Annotated in this window: 25 protein-coding genes; 14 read left to right on the top strand and 11 right to left on the bottom strand. The window is 37.0% G+C overall.

The features are described 5' to 3' along the window. Nucleotides 1–18: 18 nt before the first annotated feature. From AC1DEF_RS13105 to AC1DEF_RS13095, 3 genes are all read right to left on the bottom strand, one after another. The gene (locus AC1DEF_RS13105; protein WP_097825244.1) at nt 19–471 is read right to left on the bottom strand and encodes a DMT family transporter; all 453 of its coding nucleotides are present in this window, start codon (nt 469–471) and stop codon (nt 19–21) included. 12 nt (nt 472–483) lie between these two features. Continuing rightward, nucleotides 484–912: a DMT family transporter gene (locus AC1DEF_RS13100; protein ID WP_097825243.1), complete on the bottom strand. Its 429-nt coding sequence runs from the start codon at nt 910–912 to the stop codon at nt 484–486. A 70-nt stretch (nt 913–982) separates the two neighbouring features. Continuing rightward, a complete protein-coding gene (locus tag AC1DEF_RS13095) occupies nt 983–1,297 on the bottom strand; it encodes an ArsR/SmtB family transcription factor (protein WP_013083854.1) in 315 nt (104 codons plus the stop codon). A 295-nt stretch (nt 1,298–1,592) separates the two neighbouring features. Between AC1DEF_RS13095 and AC1DEF_RS13090 the strand changes: the two genes are divergently transcribed. From AC1DEF_RS13090 to AC1DEF_RS13080, 3 genes are all read left to right on the top strand, one after another. Then, complete coding sequence (locus AC1DEF_RS13090; RefSeq protein WP_097825242.1) at nt 1,593–3,083, top strand: MFS transporter; 1,491 nt, start codon at nt 1,593–1,595, stop codon at nt 3,081–3,083. Between the two features lie 286 nt (nt 3,084–3,369). Continuing rightward, nucleotides 3,370–3,540, top strand: a complete 171-nt coding sequence (locus tag AC1DEF_RS13085; protein WP_013057775.1) for a hypothetical protein — start codon at nt 3,370–3,372, stop codon at nt 3,538–3,540. A gap of 146 nt (nt 3,541–3,686) precedes the next feature. Next, nucleotides 3,687–4,079 (top strand): hypothetical protein, encoded by a 393-nt coding sequence (locus AC1DEF_RS13080; protein WP_097825241.1) that lies wholly within the window; start codon nt 3,687–3,689, stop codon nt 4,077–4,079. A gap of 23 nt (nt 4,080–4,102) precedes the next feature. Here AC1DEF_RS13080 and AC1DEF_RS13075 read toward each other — a convergent pair whose 3' ends face one another. Continuing rightward, on the bottom strand, nt 4,103–4,459 hold the full coding sequence (locus tag AC1DEF_RS13075) for a helix-turn-helix domain-containing protein (protein ID WP_097825240.1): 357 nt from the start codon (nt 4,457–4,459) through the stop codon (nt 4,103–4,105). 267 nt (nt 4,460–4,726) lie between these two features. Between AC1DEF_RS13075 and AC1DEF_RS13070 the strand changes: the two genes are divergently transcribed. From AC1DEF_RS13070 to AC1DEF_RS13060, 3 genes are all read left to right on the top strand, one after another. After that, on the top strand, nt 4,727–5,710 hold the full coding sequence (locus tag AC1DEF_RS13070; RefSeq protein WP_043981468.1) for an asparaginase: 984 nt from the start codon (nt 4,727–4,729) through the stop codon (nt 5,708–5,710). A gap of 20 nt (nt 5,711–5,730) precedes the next feature. Next, complete coding sequence (gene aspA / locus AC1DEF_RS13065; RefSeq protein ID WP_013057771.1) at nt 5,731–7,161, top strand: aspartate ammonia-lyase; 1,431 nt, start codon at nt 5,731–5,733, stop codon at nt 7,159–7,161. Nucleotides 7,162–7,451: 290 nt separating this feature from the next. After that, nucleotides 7,452–7,868, top strand: a complete 417-nt coding sequence (locus AC1DEF_RS13060; protein WP_016764756.1) for a YhfM domain-containing protein — start codon at nt 7,452–7,454, stop codon at nt 7,866–7,868. A gap of 271 nt (nt 7,869–8,139) precedes the next feature. Here the strand turns inward: AC1DEF_RS13060 and AC1DEF_RS13055 are convergent, their stop codons facing one another. Next, a complete protein-coding gene (locus tag AC1DEF_RS13055; protein WP_043981471.1) occupies nt 8,140–8,409 on the bottom strand; it encodes a GlsB/YeaQ/YmgE family stress response membrane protein in 270 nt (89 codons plus the stop codon). 350 nt (nt 8,410–8,759) lie between these two features. On the opposite strand from AC1DEF_RS13055, the gene AC1DEF_RS13050 reads away from it, so the two are divergent. Beyond that, complete coding sequence (locus AC1DEF_RS13050; protein ID WP_043981472.1) at nt 8,760–9,575, top strand: STAS domain-containing protein; 816 nt, start codon at nt 8,760–8,762, stop codon at nt 9,573–9,575. A gap of 43 nt (nt 9,576–9,618) precedes the next feature. Here AC1DEF_RS13050 and AC1DEF_RS13045 read toward each other — a convergent pair whose 3' ends face one another. Beyond that, nucleotides 9,619–9,804: an aspartyl-phosphate phosphatase Spo0E family protein gene (locus AC1DEF_RS13045; protein ID WP_013057763.1), complete on the bottom strand. Its 186-nt coding sequence runs from the start codon at nt 9,802–9,804 to the stop codon at nt 9,619–9,621. A 158-nt stretch (nt 9,805–9,962) separates the two neighbouring features. After that, on the bottom strand, nt 9,963–10,226 hold the full coding sequence (locus AC1DEF_RS13040) for a GlsB/YeaQ/YmgE family stress response membrane protein (protein ID WP_013083841.1): 264 nt from the start codon (nt 10,224–10,226) through the stop codon (nt 9,963–9,965). Nucleotides 10,227–10,423: 197 nt separating this feature from the next. Here AC1DEF_RS13040 and AC1DEF_RS13035 point away from each other — a divergent pair, with 197 nt between their 5' ends. The 3 genes from AC1DEF_RS13035 to AC1DEF_RS13025 all read left to right on the top strand — a co-directional run bounded on the left by AC1DEF_RS13035 (nt 10,424) and on the right by AC1DEF_RS13025 (nt 12,428). Then, a complete protein-coding gene (locus AC1DEF_RS13035; protein ID WP_097825239.1) occupies nt 10,424–11,188 on the top strand; it encodes a GNAT family N-acetyltransferase in 765 nt (254 codons plus the stop codon). A gap of 142 nt (nt 11,189–11,330) precedes the next feature. After that, the gene (locus AC1DEF_RS13030; RefSeq protein ID WP_176584180.1) at nt 11,331–11,807 is read left to right on the top strand and encodes a hypothetical protein; all 477 of its coding nucleotides are present in this window, start codon (nt 11,331–11,333) and stop codon (nt 11,805–11,807) included. 138 nt (nt 11,808–11,945) lie between these two features. Next, on the top strand, nt 11,946–12,428 hold the full coding sequence (locus tag AC1DEF_RS13025; RefSeq protein ID WP_097825238.1) for a hypothetical protein: 483 nt from the start codon (nt 11,946–11,948) through the stop codon (nt 12,426–12,428). Between the two features lie 36 nt (nt 12,429–12,464). Here AC1DEF_RS13025 and AC1DEF_RS13020 read toward each other — a convergent pair whose 3' ends face one another. Both AC1DEF_RS13020 and ytvA read right to left on the bottom strand, forming a co-directional pair. Continuing rightward, complete coding sequence (locus tag AC1DEF_RS13020) at nt 12,465–13,298, bottom strand: STAS domain-containing protein (RefSeq protein ID WP_043981475.1); 834 nt, start codon at nt 13,296–13,298, stop codon at nt 12,465–12,467. Nucleotides 13,299–13,537: 239 nt separating this feature from the next. Then, nucleotides 13,538–14,320, bottom strand: coding sequence for a YtvA family blue-light photoreceptor (gene ytvA, locus AC1DEF_RS13015; protein ID WP_318331183.1), 783 nt, complete (start codon nt 14,318–14,320; stop codon nt 13,538–13,540). A 152-nt stretch (nt 14,321–14,472) separates the two neighbouring features. Here ytvA and AC1DEF_RS13010 point away from each other — a divergent pair, with 152 nt between their 5' ends. The 3 genes from AC1DEF_RS13010 (at nt 14,473) to AC1DEF_RS13000 (ending at nt 16,567) form a co-directional block, all read left to right on the top strand. Then, the gene (locus AC1DEF_RS13010) at nt 14,473–14,736 is read left to right on the top strand and encodes a hypothetical protein (protein ID WP_097825236.1); all 264 of its coding nucleotides are present in this window, start codon (nt 14,473–14,475) and stop codon (nt 14,734–14,736) included. Nucleotides 14,737–15,090: 354 nt separating this feature from the next. Continuing rightward, nucleotides 15,091–15,756 carry a cobalamin B12-binding domain-containing protein gene (locus AC1DEF_RS13005; RefSeq protein WP_034650750.1) on the top strand — a complete coding sequence of 222 codons (666 nt, stop codon included), beginning with the start codon at nt 15,091–15,093 and terminating at the stop codon, nt 15,754–15,756. After that, on the top strand, nt 15,743–16,567 hold the full coding sequence (locus AC1DEF_RS13000) for an STAS domain-containing protein (RefSeq protein WP_025751158.1): 825 nt from the start codon (nt 15,743–15,745) through the stop codon (nt 16,565–16,567). Before AC1DEF_RS13005 ends, AC1DEF_RS13000 begins: the two co-directional genes overlap by 14 nt. A gap of 85 nt (nt 16,568–16,652) precedes the next feature. Here the strand turns inward: AC1DEF_RS13000 and pdxR are convergent, their stop codons facing one another. Next, nucleotides 16,653–18,086 (bottom strand): MocR-like pyridoxine biosynthesis transcription factor PdxR, encoded by a 1,434-nt coding sequence (gene pdxR / locus AC1DEF_RS12995; protein WP_097825235.1) that lies wholly within the window; start codon nt 18,084–18,086, stop codon nt 16,653–16,655. A gap of 144 nt (nt 18,087–18,230) precedes the next feature. Here pdxR and AC1DEF_RS12990 point away from each other — a divergent pair, with 144 nt between their 5' ends. Then, nucleotides 18,231–19,148 carry a DMT family transporter gene (locus AC1DEF_RS12990; RefSeq protein WP_097825234.1) on the top strand — a complete coding sequence of 306 codons (918 nt, stop codon included), beginning with the start codon at nt 18,231–18,233 and terminating at the stop codon, nt 19,146–19,148. Between the two features lie 113 nt (nt 19,149–19,261). Here the strand turns inward: AC1DEF_RS12990 and AC1DEF_RS12985 are convergent, their stop codons facing one another. Then, entirely contained in the window at nt 19,262–20,176 is a 915-nt protein-coding gene (locus AC1DEF_RS12985; protein WP_013083830.1) for a LysR family transcriptional regulator, read from the bottom strand. Between the last annotated feature and the right edge of the window lie 82 nt (nt 20,177–20,258).

Genomic DNA, 20,258 nt, shown 5'->3' with positions numbered 1-20,258 from the left:
GCTATTTTCATGAATATTTTATGCTGCTGTTTTCTTATTGCCTTTAAAAATAAAATAAAGAGCTAATAACATAAATGCTACACCAATCCAGCGAGATAGATCAAAGGGTACTTCCTTGCTTCCAAACCAGCCAAAATGGTCGATAATCATACTTGCAAATAACTGACCGATAACAGTTGAGATATTAGCTGCTGTTACACCAATTTTAGGTACAGCTAAAACCGTTAGAAATAAATAAGATGCTCCGAATAAAGCGCAGGTAAGCTGCCATTTAGGGACATCGAAAACCGAGAGAATGTTTCCTTGACCAAAGAATACGACAACAATTGTTAAAGTCATGGCACCTGTTGCAAAGGTTAAAAAAGCTGTTTCAAACGTACCTGTTTTTTTACTTAGTGTGCCGTTAATAGAAGACTGAGCGCTTAGCGTTAATCCTCCTATTAAGGTAAGTATCACCATCAATAAACTCATCGTAAAACCCTCCTAGAAAATAAGTACAAGCGCAATTCCCATACATACAATAGCCATTACGCGTTCTTTGTTAATTTTAATTTCGCTGCTGCCAAGCCAACCAAAATGCTCAATGATCATACTTGTAATCATTTGGCCCACAATAACAGCAACCATTGAAACGCCAATTCCGATAAAGGGGATACTAATCACTAGAATTGTTAAATACACCGTACCTAATAAACCGCCGGTTAAATTCCACTTAGGTGCTTTTAAGACGTAAGGTAAATCTCCTTTTCCAGCAAATAAAGTGGTCAGACCTAAAATGAGTGTTCCCATGATAAAAATATAATAACTGCTTTCAAGTTTCCCCACTGTTTTTCCAAGTTCTCCGGCAATAGCGCCTTCCATACTTAAAGCAGCGCCGCCTAGAACCGCAATCAAATAAACCAACAACTTCACGTTTATCACTCCAATATTTCTCTATATTTATATATCTAGAAAAATAGATATAATAAGTGAAAAAAACTCGTTAAAGTTTTTTTCGTAAGAATGAAGAAAGCTCTTGAAGCGTTTCTTCGTTTCGGCGATAGTATGTCCATTGACCGTGCCGAATTGACTCTAACAAACCTGCTTTTTGCATCATGGAAAGATAACTGGACACTGTGGACTGAGACAGCTGAGCTTTTTCCTGAATATCTCCCACGCAAACACCGCCTCTGCTGCTGACCTCCTTAGGCAAATGTGCTTGTTTGTCTTTAAAATGCTTTTCAGGTTCTTTTAACCACTCCAATATATTTAATCGAGTTTCATTAGATAATGCTTTAAAGATATCAATAGGTTTCATACTTATTATTTTATTCGTCACAGCTCAGATGTCAAATGTTCAAGTTTGCCTTTTATAGTTGAATAACAAGAGATGGGTTGAATTATAACAGCTGTGAAAAAAAAGTCAACTTATAATAGAGGATAAAAAAGAAAGGTTTACCCAGCCCTTTTTCTATTTATATGACCAAGAAGTATCTTATTCTTTTGAGTAGAAAAGGTGACATATTCCTTATTTTTCAAGGGGTAGTTTAGTAAAATAGAAAAAAGTGAATAACAAAGGAAGCTAGTCTATTTACTCAGGGGGAGGGCTGCATATGCAAGGGAAAACAAAACAAGTGCGCTTTCGTAATATGGTAGCGTATGGATTTGGGGATTTGTTTGGCGGAGGATCCTTTTTTATTATCGGCACATTATTTATGGTTTTTTTAACGGATGTAGTCGGGCTTTCTCCTGTAGAAGCAGGAACGATTGTAGCTCTTGGAAAAGTGTGGGATGCTTTGTTAGATCCAACCATTGGGTACATATCTGATCATCTTCAGACAAAAAAAGGACGAAGAAGAGTCTTTTTTCTTTTTGGAATCATTCCAGTTGCCATCACGTTCACTATGCTGTGGATTCCTATTGAAGGCTCGCATATGTTCAAATACACCTATTTTATCTTAGCCTATCTTTTATTTAACACGGCGTTTGGTATGGTCATGGTTCCTTATAATACGCTAGCAGCAGAGATGACGACAGATTATAGCATTCGTTCGAAAATGACGGGAATACGCATGGTCTTTTCACAAGGCGCTTCATTTTTAGGCGCTTTCTTTCCAAAACGAATCATTGATGCGTTTCCAGGTGGACAAGGATATTTAATCATGGGCATTATCTTTGGTCTTCTTTTTGCTCTTCCATGGATTTTTGTCTATAAAGGAACTTGGGATAGCGGAGAAGTAGTGGAACGAAAAAAGAAAAACGGATTTTGGTTAGAATTTAAGCAGCTTTTTATCAGTTTTGGAAGTGCATTTAAAAATAAGTCGTTTAACGTGTACCTTGCCATGTACTTAGCATCTTACATTGCAATGGATGTATTTAATGCTCTTTTCTTTTATTTTATTGCCTATTACATGCTGCGCGAAGCTATTTATGCAGACACCCTAAGCTTTGTGCAAATTACACAGGTGCTATTTATTCCTCTTGTTACATACATAGCCATTAAGTTAGGAAATAAATTAACCTATAACTTCAGCATGATCATCTGGGGAACGGGCATTGTTTTATTCAGTTTCCTAACAACAGACAGCTCTTTAGTTCTTATTTACTTAGCAGCATTTTTCTTAGGAAGCGGTCATTCTGGAGCGATTATGATTCCATGGAATGTACTGCCGTTCGTATCAGATGTAGATGAAATGATTACGACAAAAAGAAGAGAAGGCGTGTATGCAGGGCTGATGTCGTTTATTCGAAAATCTTCTCAGGCGCTTGCGATTTTTCTGGTTGGTGTTGCCTTAAAGAATATTGGCTATGTACCAAACGCCGAGCAGTCAGCGTCTACGCTAGCCGGCTTGCAAAAGCTGTTCATGATTGTACCTGCTATTTTGATTCTCGCTGGAATTATCGCAACTATATGGTTTAAAATAAGTCCGGAAAATCACAAAATCTTATTAACTGAAATTCAAAGAAGAAAAAAGGGAGGCCGAGCGAAAGACGTTACTCCTGAAGCGAAAGCGGTTTGTGAAAGTTTAACGGGTTATAAATACGAACAGCTTTGGAAAGACGTAACCATTTCAAAAGAAATCCGAGATAAAACGGTTGTTTAACCTATAACTTCGCGAAAAAAAGCAAAATTTTCAGCGCAAACAATCGCTAATTATATCCAATAAGAAACTTCCTCTGACGTATTGCCTTTTGACAAGAAAAGAAATTTTCCTGTCTATCGACTCATTTTTCAGGTGAATTTTAGAAAGGGAGGATTTCTTGCCATTAAAGATGTGCAATTTGGCACGTCTTGATAGGGTGGATTGTACAACTTATAATAAAATTATAAACTAGCCACAGGCGCTTTCAAGGCGCAGGTATAAATTAGAAAGAAGGAAGGTACAGTTTATGCCAATTCGATATGTTTGTCCACAATGCCAAGGAGCCGGTAAGAAATTTGGATTTATAAAGTGCAAAGTGTGCAACGGCGAAGGAAACATCATCATGTCTTCTAATGAGCCAGATCCAACTAAAAATAAAAAATTAAAATCATCTTCTAAACAAGACAAAGCAATGTAAGCTATTGCTCGTAAAGGTACGTATGAACCCCGCTTTTCTATAAAAAAGCGGGGTTTTCTGCTAGACAGATAAAAGCTTTTCTTATGATACAATAAAATGAAAGTCGCTAAAATAAGGGATAGGGAACCGAAAGAAGAGGGAGATAGATGGAATACACCGCAAAACAATTTACGCCGCAGTTAGAACAACATATACATACAGTTGAAAGATCTATGCAAGAACTTCTCAAATCAATATATGCACAATATAAAGAAGCTTTTGAAAAAAAAGGGATAGAGATTTCTGTAGGTGTGATCCGTGAAGGGGAAAATCCTTTTCAGCCCGGTTACCACACCACTATTCAAGTGGGTATTTTGGAAAAAGATGAGTTTTTAGACAGTCTTTTTATTCCTATCTGGCACTGTGTACGCACGTTTTGGGGCATCCGTTCTTCGAGGAAGCTCCCAGGCAGCAAGATAACCGGAGAGCTGCTGGAAGAAACAGAAGAGGAAATAACAAAAGAAGTAGTAGGGTATTTAGAAATGCAGCTAGAAGATTAGAAGCACCCTGCTTCTAATCTTCTTTAAATTGAAGAAGGTGCAGTTTCTTTTTCAATTTGTCTTTTAGCACGAATAAAAGCCGTCAGCTGCTGAATTTCTTCTTGAGATAGTTCCGCACCGTCGACCGTAATCGTATGGGTTTGAGGCGATGTTAATTCGATGGGTGCATCTGAAAGAGAGTGAGGTTCTTTTTGCTTACCTAGCAAGTAGTCTGTTGATGTATCAAATAGTTCTGCGATTGTAACGAGTGCTTCAAGAGAAGGACGACGATAGCCAGATTCGTATCCTGCGTAGGTGCTTTTAGCAATTTCAAGCTGGTCAGCTGTATATTGAAGAGACCATTTTTTTTCTTTCCTGAGTTGAGCTAATCTGCTTAACATTCATGACGCTCCTTTGTAGGTGTAGTATGTAAAAAACCGAGGCATTCAGCTCGCGTGCAGATCTTTGTAATCAAACCGTGAGCTATTTTACATTTTTATTCATTATATCATTGCTGCAGAGAAAAGTGTACGCGAAACGAATAATTTTTCTCTTGATTTATTGATTTTTGGTTACTATAATTACAGGTGAAGTACGCGAAATGAATATAATTTATTTGATAGATTGTCAGGTTTTTTTACAAAAATTAAGCAAAGGGGATGTCGGTTTTGAAAAAACTATTATTGTTATCAACTGGTGGAACGGTCGCTTCACTTGAAGGTGAAAATGGACTTGTTCCTGGAATGGAGCCAGATCAATTACTAAGCTACATACCTGATTTAAATGAACACTGTCAAATTGACAGCAAATCTCTTATGAATCTTGATAGTACAAATATGCAGCCAGAATGTTGGATAGAGATGGCAAAAGCGATTGAAGAGCATTATAATGAATACGATGGTTTTGTTATTACCCATGGAACTGATACAATGGCCTACACATCGGCAGCTCTTTCTTACATGCTTCAGCATTCTAAAAAACCAATTGCGATTACCGGATCTCAAATTCCTATTTCATTTAGTAAAACGGACGCGAAGCGCAACATTGCAGATGCGATTCGCTTTGCATGTGAAGAAACAGGCGGAGTTTATGTAGTCTTTGACGGTCGTGTGATTCAAGGTACAAGAGCAATTAAGCTTCGTACAAAAAGCTATGATGCATTTGAAAGCATTAATTATCCATACGTGGCGTCTATCCATGATAATACGGTGGAATATACAAAATCCGTTCGCTCTAGTAAAGAAGAGTTGGTGGTTAATACATCTCTTTGTACGGATGTAGCGGTTGTTAAACTGTTTCCCGGCATTAAACCCGAATTTTTCGATGGATTAAAGGATGTATATCAAGGCGTTGTTGTTGAAAGCTATGGAAGTGGAGGCATTCCATTTCAAGTTCGTAACATTTTAGCCAAGCTTGTTGAGTTAACAAACCACGGTGTATCCGTTGTCATTACGACTCAGTGTCTTGAAGAAGGAGAAGACATGGGCATTTATGAAGTAGGCCGAATGATTAATCATGACAGCGTCGTTCGCTCAAAAAACATGAACACAGAAGCCATTGTTCCTAAATTAATGTGGGTGCTCGGACAAACCAAAGATCCTCACCAAGTTAAAAAGATAATGGAAACATCGATTGCAGAAGATATTAATTAAAAAAGAAAGCAGGTACAGCTATGAAACAAGAAACAGCAGGATATCGTACAGAAGCTGATTTTCTAGGAGAAAAACAAATCCCAGCAGACGTATACTACGGTGTACAAACCGCACGTGCCGTAGAAAATTTTCCGATTACGGGTTATAAAGTACATGAAGAAATGATTAAAGCGCTTGCTATTGTGAAAAAAGCGGCAGCGCTTGCAAATATGGATACAAAGCGCTTATATGAAGGTATTGGAAATGCAATTGTTCAAGCTGCTGATGAGATTTTAGCAGGTCAGTGGCATGAATACTTTATTGTTGATCCTATTCAAGGCGGAGCAGGAACATCAATGAATATGAATGCCAATGAAGTTATTGCGAACCGTGCTCTTGAAATTATGGGAAATAATAAAGGGGAATATGGTAAATTAAGTCCTAACAGCCATGTGAATATGTCTCAGTCAACAAATGATGTATTTCCAACGGCTATCCATATTTCAACGCTGAACTTATTAAATAAACTTCTTGTTACAATGAATGACATGCATGATGTGTTTAAACGAAAAGCGCAAGAATTTGATCATGTAATTAAAATGGGCCGTACGCACCTTCAAGATGCTGTACCCGTTCGTCTTGGTCAAGAGTTTGAAGCATACAGCCGCGTATTAGCGCGCGACATTAAGCGTATCAGCGCAACGCGTGACCACTTGCATGAAGTAAATATGGGGGCGACAGCTGTTGGAACAGGCTTAAATGCAGATCCTCGCTATATTGAAAATGTAGTCAAACACTTAGCGGATATCAGTGGTCTGCCGCTTGTGCATGCAGAGCATTTAGTAGATGCTACTCAAAATACAGATGCTTATACAGAAGTATCTGCAGCGCTTAAAATCTGTATGACGAATATGTCTAAAATTGCAAATGACCTGCGTTTAATGGCCTCTGGACCTCGTGCAGGTCTAGGAGAAATCAGCCTTCCTGCTCGTCAGCCTGGTTCTTCAATCATGCCAGGAAAAGTAAACCCGGTTATGGCTGAATTAATCAATCAAATTGCGTTTCAAGTAATGGGAAATGACCAAACAATCTCTCTTGCTTCAGAAGCAGGTCAGATGGAGCTTAACGTCATGGAACCTGTGCTTGTATTTAACTTGCTTCAATCAATCAGCATCATGAACAACGGTTTCAGAAGCTTTACAGATCACTGTTTAGCAGGAATTGAAGCAAACGAAACGCGCATGAAAGAATATGTAGAAAAAAGCGTAGGGATTATTACAGCTGTTAACCCTCACTTAGGCTATGAAGTCGTATCGCGTATTGCGCGTGAAGCGATTTTAACAGGAAAACCAATTCGTGAGCTTTGCCTTCAATACGATGTGTTAACAGAAGAAGAATTAGATCTTATTTTAAATCCATTTGAAATGACGAACCCTGGTATTGCAGGAAGTTCATTGTTTGATCGTCAGTAAAAAGAACGGCTTCCATAAGGAAGCCGTTTTTTTTATAAAGACATTTGCTGAATGACTGAGCGCATTCAACATACAAAAGTAAACGCTGCTATTCGCGCTGTTCATGTCATAGAAGATGTCGAATTGTAACGAAAAACTGGATCCTTTCGGGGATTCAGTTTTTTTGAGCAAATGAAGCAGGGATTTAGATGAAGAAAGGAGAATGCAAAAAGAGATTTAAAAACGAGCAGCTGGTAGCATCATTCAGCAAGAACATCTCATTTCAATTACACAAAGAAAGGTAGATGTAAATGAAAAAAGTATGGTCTGGATTAGTTGTTCTCATTGCTATTTGTTGGGTGATAACAGGATGTCAGCAAAGCAGTGCTTCAAGCGGTACTGTTGAACAAAAGCTCGTAATCGAAAAATACATAGCCGATAATCAATATGGCCATGCGGTTAAAATGAAAGACCAAAATCAAGTGCAGAAAGTGCAGCAGTGGTTAAAAGATGTATCATGGAGAGAAGAAAAAGCTGAAATGATTCGAAAACCTAACTACATTCTTCACTTTGAACCGGTGGAAACAAAAAAGGATATAAAGGTACAATCTTATCGCATGTGGGTCAACTTAGAAAACGAAACCGTTGAATTAGCTACAGATACACACTACGCACAGTTAAAGGGCAAACAAGCAAGATCATTTATTGAATTAGTAGAGCCGAAATAGAAAGCAGCTATACAACAATGTCCAATGAAAGCTAAAACTTCACTTGTTCATATCGAAGCTATCTTCACCGATATATCTCGAAGGTCCAAAGCTGCTCATTACTAACGCGCTTGATATGAGGGTGTAGAAGTATTAAATGTGAGAGGTGACAAGCGGCAATTATTAAATGTAGCAATAAAGAATTACACTTACAGGTACGTCATTGTTAAAACATTTTGCTACAAGAAGTAAGGAAAAAAGAGAAATCAAGACGCTGATTTCTCTTTTTTATTCAGGCATGTCGATGATTATTATTTCCGCGCATTTTGCGTAAAACAAAACTCACAATTAAGACTAAAATAACAGCACCAATAATAGCAGGAACAATTGCGAATCCGCCGATCTCTGGACCGAAATCTCCAAAAATTAGAGAGCCTAACCATGCTCCAATGAAACCAGCGATGATGTTTCCGATAATTCCACCTGGAACATCTCGTCCCGTTAACACACCAGCAAGCCAGCCGATAAGTCCTCCAACAATAAGCATCCAAATAAATGACATATACCTAACCTCCTTTTTATAGGGAATTCCTTTTCATTCTTTCCTAAAACACATCCTGTCATGCGACATGCTTGCTGCAAACCCTTTTACATTTTTTCATCCATTTACCATATATGCCAAGATAGCGCAACATTAAACTGAAGAGTTATGTATGAGAATTCACTGTGAAAGTAACGATAAAAGGAAGGAGAGAAGTTCAGCTTATGTACGTTTTAGATTCAATTTAGCTCATTCTATTCGCAAAAAGGGACATCCGGTTCATTTTTTAAAGCTTTTTCCCTTAGTTTTACTTTTTTTAACGGTATTTGTGATATCATTTTAAGTAAACAAATTTTTAACGGGAGAACAATATGGAGTCATTATTATTAGATAAAAAGCTTAAACACATTACGAATTTAATTCTAGAAAAAAAAGAAGAGTTCTCAAAACAAAAAAGATATGAAGAAAAAGATATTCAACAACAGTTAGAACCGTGGCGCGTTCATTTAATTCAAATATATGCTGATTCTGTCTCAACAAATGATACAAAAAACTTTGAAGTGCTTGAGGAGTGGGGAAGAGAAGTAGCGAATTTACTCGTTGTCCTTCAGCTTCCTTTGGATGTAGCATTGGAAGAAATCAGCTATTACCGAAATCTTATCGGGGAAATTATTAAAGAAGAAGCAAAAACTGAAACGTTTACGTTTGATGCCTTCTATCAAGTTATTTCTCGTTTTAACGTAGTAGTAGATAAGGCCGTACATTGGGTTAGTAAATCATATATGACCGACTTTGCAAACAAAATCCAATCGGCTCGCTATGCAATTGATGAACTTTCAATTCCTGTGGTACGCATTACGAAAGAAATTGGCGTGATTCCTCTTGTTGGCGATTTAGATACAAATCGCGCTCAAATTCTAATGGAAAATGCACTTCAACACGGCAGCGACTACAAGCTAAATTGGTTGATTATTGATTTATACGCGGTTCCAATTATTGATACGATGGTAGCGGACCAAATTTTTAAAGTAATCGGTGCTCTAAGATTATTAGGAATTCAAGTGGTTTTAAGCGGGATTCGGGCTGAAATTGCTCAGACGATGGTAAACTTAGGGTTAGATTTGGCTGACATTACGACTTTCAGTAGCCTTCACCAAGCAGTGGAACACGTTAATCAAGCGGACTAATACAACATAAAAGCCCATGAGTATGTAACCATATCATGGGCTTTTATTGGTAGAAAAAAATTTGAAGCTTATTTAATAAAGCATCTAATGATTGACTAACTTGAAGTGTGTTAGGACTTGTCATTCCTTCACGGACAGCCGTTTGAATCATTAACGTTCGTGTCTGTTCGATTTCTTCTATTAGTATTTGGTACATGGATTTGTCTTTTGAGTGGGTTGAAAGCAGCATGTTAATTCCTCTTTTTTCTATAGTGATTATGGTTAAATTAACATTAATAGGTTTATTTTTCAATATTATGAAATTAAAAATAGTAAATTTTAAGAATTTTTCATATAAAAAAAGAACCTCTTTTTCAACAGAGGTTCTTTTTCTAATATAATAATTTATTAGGCATGTTTATGACTGCCACGCATTTTTCTCATAATGAAACTTACGATTAACACTAAGATGATTGATCCGATAATAGCAGGAATAATAGCAAATCCACCTACAACTGGTCCGAAGCTTCCAAAGATAGCTGAACCTAACCAAGAACCGATAAAACCGGCAATAATGTTACCAATAATACCTCCTGGAACGTCTCTTCCCGTAATTAATCCGGCAAGCCACCCAATAATACCACCTACAATAAGTGCCCATAAAAATGACATAAATATCATCCTCCTTTTTAATGATGTATTGCTTATATAGGTTAGTACCCCACTTAAAAGAAAACTATTCATAGAATAGCAAAAAAAATAAAAAAACTTGTAAAAGGATTTAAGAACTACGATAGAGTCATAGAAAATAGACTAACTAGTATATAATAGAAAACGGAACATAGTTTAGAAGAGAAAGGAGACATGAAGTGAAAATAAAAAATCAAAGCGATATAGTAGAACAGCACTTGATTCAGCACTGGATGTATTTTCAGCATACGAAGAAATCTGTGAAGGTGGATACGTCAGAAATTAAATGGATTTCTGCATCTCCTTACAATCGCGGCATATATGCAGGAACCCGTCATATTGAGCCTGCGTTAGGGATATGCTCTTCGGAAGGGGAGGAACCTCTATGGATCGTCGGCCCATCTTCATATGATAACCTTGGGCCAGTTCTTCATAAAAATGGATTTGTTCCTTATGAAAAATGGATCGGAATGATTCAGCTCATTCAAGAAAAAGAATACATACATACAGGAGTAGAAGGGTTTCAATGTAAGCGAGTGCACACAGAAGCTGAATTGAAAGAATGGATAACGGTATACATAGACGGCTATCAAAAACCAAAAGAATATCAAGCTGACTTTCTTAAAAGGTTTAGGGAGCTTATGCAACACGCTGACCAATATCAGTTATATCTGGGCCTTTATCACAACCAGCCAGCTGTAGCTGGGTCTCTCTTTTTTTATGACGGTACAGCGGGCTTGTATTGTATCACTACAGCTAGACATATGAGGAGAAAAGGCCTGGCCACCGCATATTTGAAGGAAGTTCTTACTGAAGCAAAAAAACATGCGGATACGTGTATTTTGCATGCTACAAGTGCAGGAAAGCCAGCCTATGAAAAAATTGGTTTTACAGCGGTTAACGAATTTGATGTATACAGATGGAGAAATAGAGATGGAACGTAATGTGCTGCAGTTTGTGAGAAAAGAGACAAATTTCGACAAATTTTTAAAAAAGTGTAGCTTCCACTTCGTTTTTGGTGTATCCTAGGAAAAAGCAGCAGCATGAGCTAGTGTTGTACATAGAACACAGATAAAAGGAGTCATTATGAAACATTTTTTTAAAACGAGCACGTTTTGGATAGGTTTGGTTGTCGGAATCGCGCTCACATTTGGGGGATATTTTACTGTTACTAGTATTTATGATTATTATTTAGGACGAGAACAGCTGAAAGTATTGACTGCCTCTCAGAAAAACCTTCAAACTGCTTTTAAAGAGTATAATCAGCTTATGGCCGAAAAAAAAAACAAAAAGCAATTTATTAATGAACTCGATGATATTTCAAATACTATAAACTATGAATATAATGAATTAGCTTCCCTTGATCCTACGATGAAAACGATGTATAAGCATACGGGCGTCATCGATGATATGGAACTGATGATTGATAATATCGATAGCATCTATGAATTAACGATGAATGATCACAAAGACGCAACAAAACCGCTTCAAACCTACGTATCTGATTTAATGGAATATGTAGAAAAAGATATGAAAAAAGAAATAAGCATGCTAAGTAAATAGAACAAAACAGCTGTCTAAACAAATAGGCAGCTGTTTTTTTGTTGATTATAAAAGGAATCTTTTGGTTGCAGGCGAAAGAGTATATTATGCACCCACTCGCTTACGTGCACCACGTTTACAAAAAAGGGAGGACATAGTATGAAGAAAGTGGTGATTATCCTATTTAGTTTGTTTTCATTAGCCGCATGTCAGGTTCCTACAGCTGAAACGCTTGAAGATTCTTATCCACCCGCTATAAAAATAATAGCGGAAGGCAAAGAAGCCATCATCAAGCCCTTATTCTTTTGCTGGACCGAATGTGAAGCTGATTTTGGCGAACGAAAAAATTTTCGACAAATTGTTATGAAAAATAGTATTCCTGTCTCTGAAGGTGGTCAAGTGTCCATTAAAATAGATGGTAAAAAACCTAATGCCCTTTATTACAAACAAATTCGTAATCAGTCTATTTATGAAAACATAGTAGAAAAAAAGGACATAAAAAAAACATCTGCTATTACAGTAGATTCTGCCTCTCACAGTGACAGTGATCGGTATATACTCGTAGCAGATTGGAAAGATAGCAAAGGGAAAAAGTTAATTGGGCGTGTCTACTACACCCCAGTAAAATTTGAAACACCATAGATATGGCTCTCTATGCTGTAATAGAGAGCCATATGCTTAACCAATAGAATTAAGTGCTTGTGCAAGAGAAGAAGTAGTTTTAACATGTTCAAATGAAAGCCCTAAACGAATGGCAGTTTGAGAAATTTCCGGTCGAATTCCAGATAAAATTGTTTGCACACCAATTAAACGAAGAGCTTTTACCAAATTAAAAATCTCTTGTGCCATCATCGTATCAATCGTAGCTACCCCGAGCAGGTCAATACATAAATGTTCAACGCCTTTTTCCGAGCATTGCTGAAGCGTGTTTTCTAAAATAAACTGACTTTTGACCGTTCCAATATCCCCCACAAGAGGCAGAAGTGCAACTTTATTTTGAAGCATGATAACAGGAGAACTTAATTCATTAATTAACTCTTTCTGAGCGTTCAGCTGCTCTTGCGTATTTTTATGATATTCTTGAATAAAGATATAAATAGATAGATCAAAAGCTTTAACAATAATGTCATACCACATAAATATCTTATCTACGCTTACCTCATTCGAATGCAAAGAGATAAACTTCTTTAAGTAATTAACGGCAATTTTTTGTGAATTAAAATATTCTCGAATAATAAAGTGAAGAGGCGTACTTAAATGCTTTGGATCACGCGCTAGTTCTATCGACCACTGCTGAAAATCTGAAAAAAAATACTCCTCATCTCTTATAAATACGTCAAATAAATGCTGAAAATAATCTTGATTTTGCTGCTTCAGTTCTTTAACAATTGCTGGATTTTTACTCGAATAGACAGAGAACTCATTTTCATCGTCGAGCTGATTGTACCAGTCTTCGGTTAACTGAAGAGAATGTTCTTTGAAAAAATGATATAAGTCCTGATTTTTATGCATGAAGACTCTCCTTATATATGTATAGTCTAATTGATTTAATAAATAAAGGCATAAAAGCATCCCCTGATCTAGAGTGAGGATGCTTATAAATAAATCCATTATGAAGCGCATTTATTTTCCTATACGCCTTGTTTTCCCTAACTGTATACTCTCAAACCCAATTTATTAAAAAATAAACATTTTTTGACTACCATATTCATGCATTTTACCTATTTTTCATAAAGAACCACTTCTTGTGCTTATAGCTTTAGCTTGGGTAAGGCATCTTTAATGCTTTGATAGACTAAAATAAAGGACATATCATCTTCCATAGTGCTCATATGTATGGCCATGTCAGGAGAAATTCCTGTTAAAACAAGCTGAGTTCCCATGAGCTTCAGCCAATTGTAAATATTAAGAATATCACGGCCGAATGAATCATTAAATCGCGCTAACCCTGAGACGTCTAGGATTAAATAACGATCTTTGCTGCTTGTGTTATGCGAGGTGAAGCTATTAAATAGCATTTCTATACGCCGTTCGTTTAACGTTCCGATTAATGGAAGAACAGAGATTCCTTCCTCTATTGGCACGATAGGGGTGGATAGCCTTTCAACTTCTTCCAAAGCTTGCTGTAACTGTTCCTGGGCTGTAATCTCTATTGTTACATCTTTTTGAACACCAATAAAGTAGTATTTATCTTCTTCTTCTATATATGTCGGGTCAATCGTTAGCTGATTATGAAAGAAAGAGCCGTCTTTTCGATAATTAACGAGCGTAACAGAGACTGATTGATTGCGGCTAATAGCGCTGCGAATTTCATCAATGTGGTGCGGGTTTGTTAGAGGCCCTTGCAGAAAACGGCAATTTTCTCCTAATACTTCTTCTTCCTTATAGCCGGTCATAAGGGAAAACCCTTGATTGAGGTAAATAATTGGGTTATCAGGCAAAGAAGGGTCTGTCACGATAATGCCAGATTGTGAGCTATGAAGGGCTTTATTTAAAATGGACCATTTTGAATCTTGAGCTTCAGGTGTAGTCAATGCATTCCCTCATTCCTTGGAATTTTTATAAAAATATTGTGACATAAACACATTAAAAAAACAATTTTCGACGCGTGTGCTCCTAGAGAAAGAATGAAGATAAGGAAAAATATGTTATAATAGTTTCAGGGGCAAAGGGAGTGTGAACAAACGTGATAACCATCAATTTATTTAATGTTAGTTTCTTTGTGATGGCGCTAGTAGGCTTTATTCTTATTTTTTGTTTGCGTCTAAAGTTTAACCGGCCACTGTCATTATTTAAATGGTCTTTTTTGTTCGGAACGGTGCTGCTGTCGCTAAGCTTATACTTGTTTATGGCGACCAGCCAATATATTCATTTGATATGCAATACAATCGGCTCAGTTATGACAACGCTCTATCTTATCAGTATTATGGTCGGAGCAGAAGAGTCATAAATACATATGTTTGAAAGTCTATTGAAAGTGGAAAAAAGGAAAGATGCATAAAAGAAAAAGAGACACACTTACATTCTTTTAGCCGACGAAATGATAACAACTTGAAAAACACCTCGGTACAAAATGCCGAGGTGTTTTTCATAAATAAAAGGGAAAGGAGAATATTTAGAGAAATACTAGTCATATTTTACTGAGTGTAGTAAAATAAAAAGTTATTATTCTATTTTTATGTTGTTGCTATTGGCAACATGTGTTAGTCTAAAAGTGGTATACATTTTAGGCGATCTTGAAAAAGAGAGACGAGAAGCTTTTATTCAAGTTTCTTAAAAGCTTTACGTTTACTGAGGTGAAACAATGAAATCTCAAGTACAAAAATTTGTAGGCTATTTATTAGCTGGTGATCAAGACAGCGCTTGGGAAATTGTGCTGGAAGAAATCCAACAGGGAAAGAACAGCCTAGATATTTATGAAAATTTAATTACAACCGCAATGCGAGTAACTGGAGATATGTGGGAAGAAAATATCATTTCTGTAGCTGATGAGCATGTTGCAACTACGACATGTGATTATGTGCTAACTCGCTATCGCTTTTATAAAAAAATTCAGGGACACGCTTCAGACACCGCTCCAAGGGCACTGCTTCTATGCTTGGAACAAGAACAGCACTTCATTGGTTTAAAGATGGTGGCTTTATTGTTTGAGGAACATGGTTGGAATACTCGCTTTTTAGGGGCCAATCTCCCTCTGGAATACGCTGAGAAAATGGCTATAGAATGGAAGCCGCACATGGTAGGATTATCTGTCAGCATCCCTTATCATATTGAGAGGCTTGCTGAATACACCAAAACTTTGGACAAATTAGAACCAAGACCAACGGTAATGGTAGGAGGGCGCTTAGTTTCTCAAATTGATTTCCGTTCTTACTGTTCTGAGCATACACGCCTAATTCCGGATCTTTACCAACTAAATAACTGGTTACTCAGTTATCACAAAGGAGTGGAAGTTAATGTCGATGCTTGAATATGTTCCAATTCCTTACTTTTTAGTGGATACTGAATTTAATATTTTGGAATGGTCGCAACAATCAGGTCATTCATTTAAGCCTTCAGCTAATTTTTTAGATCTTGTAGACGTATTTAGTCAAGAAAAGGCAAGAAAGTTTTTAAGCTTGCGCCAAAAAGATTCTCGAGAATTGTCTGTAGACGAACCCCATGATGAGCAAACGCTTGTCCAAAGCCGAGGCCAGGCTATTCAGAAAGTAGAGCTCGTGATGCAAACCAATGATTCGCCTTATTCACTGTTTGAATGCTTAATTCAATGGGATAGCGATATAGGTCATTTAGTTTGTATTCGCCAAGATGAACGTATACAAGAGTTAACGAGTCTTGTTCAAGACCATCGGAAACGATTAGCAGATACAGATTTTGAACTCCTTGAACAAAAAGAACGTCTTGAAAAATCATTACAGAAAATCAAGCAATTGTCCGCTTCTTTTATTAAGTTATCCTCTAAAGTAGGACTTATACCTCTTTTTGGAGACTTAGATACAGATCTTGTAGCTGAAAATACGTCCATTTTGCAAAACTTTGCGCATGAAGGAAATTACACCACGCTTCTATTTGACTTTGGAGGACTAGATATATTAACGACCGAAGGAATTCAAGCTTTTGCAGGCTTTATGCAGTCCTTCTATCTCATGGGTATCACATGCTATATTATTGGCATGAAGCCGCACCATACGGCTGCTTTGAAAAATAGAACGTTTGGTGATCAAATTATTTATATGAATAACCTGAGTGAAATTATTGCTGTGAATAAAAATGTCAGTTAAAAGAGTGGAGGAGAAGAAAGTTATTCTTCTCCTCTTTCTGTATACACTTCTTTTCTTACAATTAAACATCTATTAAAGAATCTTTTTATATTTCAGCTGAAAGAATGGCGTTAAGACGTTGAAGTCCTGTGTTCAAATCAGTATCACTAAGGAGGGAATAGCTTATTCGAATGTAAGCATGAAGCGGTCTATGAACAAAACAAGCTTCACCAGGTAAAAAGCAGATATTGTGCTCCTGGGCTTTTTTTAATAACTCAAATGTGTTTACTTTTTGAGGCAGTTTTAACCATAAGTTGAATCCTCCTTTAGGAACTTGGAATTGAACGGACTCGGAAAGAGACGAAAGCAGATCGCTTGCATGATCTCTTCTCAGTTGCAAAGCGGTCCTCAGTTTTTCCATGTGATGTTTCATTCGCTCAGTGCGTAAAAAAGCTAGCACGGCTTTTTGAGTTAGTAAGGGACTACCAATATCCATCAGTGCTTTAACCGCATATAGCCAATCAAATACAGAACCCTGTGCATAAAGTAATCCTATTCGAAGTCCTGGAGCCAAGGTTTTACTAAACCCCTTCAAGAACAAAACATGCCCATTTTTATCAAACGTTTTGATCGGTGGAGGCACCGATATATCATCGAAATAAATCTCTCCAAACGAATCATCTTCAACAATAAAAAAGTGATACAATTCGGCCAAATCAACTAGTTCTTTGCGACGCTGTCTGCTCATTAGTATACCTGTAGGGTTTTGAAAAGAAGGGTTCACGTACAAAAGCGAAGGCTTTATTTTTTGGCAGACTTCTTCTACTAAATCAGATTGTATTCCTTCTTCATCTAGTTCAATTGAAATGACGTTAACACCTTTATTGGTGAAGACATCAATTGCAGCTCCGTAGCATGGACTCTCTACTATAACCGTATCCCCTGGCTTTAAAAGCGTTTGAGCAATTAAATCAATACCTTGCTGAGCGCCACTTGTAATCATAATTTCATGAGGATCAGCTTTTATTCCTTGCTCTCTCTGTAAATAAGAAGAAAGCTCTATGCGAAGCTCACGATCTCCCTGAATTGGACCGTATGTGGCTAAAACAAGCTCATTGGTACGTAACAGACTTTGCATTTCTTGCGCTAAAAACTGATTAGGAAGGAGACGAGGGAAAAGAATAGCCTGAGAGAAATCATAATATTTACGATCACGATTTAAGCTATACTGAGAGCGCGTGATATTTACGTTTAATTCATCTTGCCATGAAAAATTATTTAATACCTTGGAAGAACCTTTAGTAACCCCTTTAACAAAAGCTCCTCTTCCTGACTGTATTACGATTAATCCTGATTTTTGTAAGAGCTGATACGCTTTTCGTACCGTTAATAAGCTTATTTCTAACTCTTGTGATAGCTTGCGTAAAGAAGGGAGCTGATCACCAGGTTTTATCATGCTCGTTTGGATGCGATAACGAATCTGCTCATAGATTTGCTGATAAATGGGGGTAGAAGATTTTTTATGTACATTAAATCTCATTGTGTCACCTAACTATTCTTTTTCTTTAGTTAACCTCAAAATAAGCATGGGCGCAACTGGAAAAACAGCAACTGTTATAGTCAAGGTTTTACTGTTATACTTCCTTTCTTTTATACTCGTGGCATATTTAAAGGAGGAAGATATATGATTATTATTAATTACGTACTTATCTGTTTTATTTTCGGCACGACATTTTTAACTATTAAATTAGGGATTGAAGCAGGAATGCCTCCACTTTTCTCAGCCGGAACTCGCTTTCTTTTAGCAGGAATCTTAGTAATCTCGTACTTTGCATATAAAAAAGACGTTCGACGCTCGTTATTATTTTCAAAAAAAGTGATGATGGTAGGGTTTTGTTTGACCTTTATGACATTTTCAACGCTCTATTGGGCAGAACAACATGTGACATCGGGTCTTGCAGCTGTTTTATCTGCTACTGGCCCAATGATAATATTGCTTATTCAAGTGATGCAAAGAAAAATGGAATTAAAAAAAGAGCAGTTATTGGCTTTGCTTCTGGCTTTTACCGGTGTTATTTGCATTTCATTTCCAAATGTGACAGCCACTATGTCTTATTCGTGGACGTTAGGGTGTATCATTATCATAGTAGGAGAGGTATTTTACGGCATAGGCAGCAATTATTCGAAAGCCTTGTTAAATGAACTAAAAGAAGTGTCACCATTTTTAATTAACGGTATTCAAATGTTTTACGGGGGAATATTTCTGCTGGTGCTATCTTTATGTACAGAGCAGATCCATGTTTCAACTATTATGCCTCGAAACGCAGTATGGTCTATTGTATATTTAATTTTTGTTGGTTCAATTGCTGGACACGGCTTATATTATTGGCTCATCGCCCAAACAAATCCGGTTTTTCCATCTACTTGGTTGTATGTATCTCCTTTAATCGCGGTGTTAATCGGCTATGTAGTCTTAAATGAAGCTATTACGCCTTCTATTATTGGCGGAGGCCTTCTTATTTTAATAGGAGTGTTTATGGCCAATCGTGAAGCTTTGGGAGTACATTTAAAAAAAGGTGTGCTATTCAAAAAGCAGCTGTAAAACAAGTCGCCATTTGCTGACTTGTTTTTAGTTGATCGCAAGACAAAAAAGATTGAAGAAAGATATAAAAGATGACTAAAAGCCTCTTCCTAATGAAAGAAGAGGCTTTTTTGTTAAGAGTTTGCTGACATCGTATGAGACGGTAAAATGATATCTTGGTCGACGAGAAAGGATAAAAGTTCCCGTGTAGCATATGACATATAGCGATCTTTTTTCAAAATGATGCCGAGCTCCCACATTGGAGTAGGTGCGGCAATTGGAATACTTTTAATAAAAGGGTTATTGATCTTTGGAAACACGGACTTTGGTAAAATTGCAATACCTAATTCAGAAGCGACTAGTTCAATAATTAGGTCCCATTGAGAACTTTCGTACGCTATTTTTGGATGAAAACCCGCTTGAATGCACTCATGAATAATGCGATCATGAAGAGAGAAATCTTTGCTGAATAGGACAAAAGGTTCTTCTCTAAGCTCGCTCAAAGCAACGATTGATTTAGCTGCCAGCGGATGCTCATGATGAATGTATAAATTAAACTCTTCTTCAATAAACGGATAGACGTGAAAAAGAGGGTTTTGAATAGGCAACACGATAATGCCAAGGTCTACTTGTTCGTTTTCTACAAGTTCGACAATTCGCTTTGCGCCAAGCTCCACAAGCTCTAATTTCACCTGAGGATGTTTTGATGTAAAGTTTTTTGCAATCATCGGGAAAACAACAGTCCCTACTAAAGGAGGAATTCCTACTTTAATATCTCCTGTAGGGAGATTTCGTAAATCATCTAACAGAGCATGCAGCTCGTGAAGAGTGGATACCAGCTTTTGGCTTTGCCCATACACAATCTGTCCTGCATCGGTTAACGTCAGCTTTCGAGTAGAGCGATCAAAAAGATCTACGCCGAGTTCTTCTTCTAGTTTTTTTACAATTTTACTTAATGCTGGCTGAGACAAGTGAATTGCGGCTGCTGCTTTTGTGAAACTTTTTTGATTAACTACTTCCATGAAATGTTGCAGTTCTCGAATATCCATAAATTCTCCTCACTAGTATTCTTAGTTTTCATACTATTTATTCTATTTATCTATTTTACTTATGATTCAAATAAATGTAAAC

The organism is Priestia sp. 10L35 (assembly GCF_056395685.1).
Note: the sequence above shows the minus strand (reverse complement) of the source record. Positions and strands in the feature narration are given on the sequence as shown.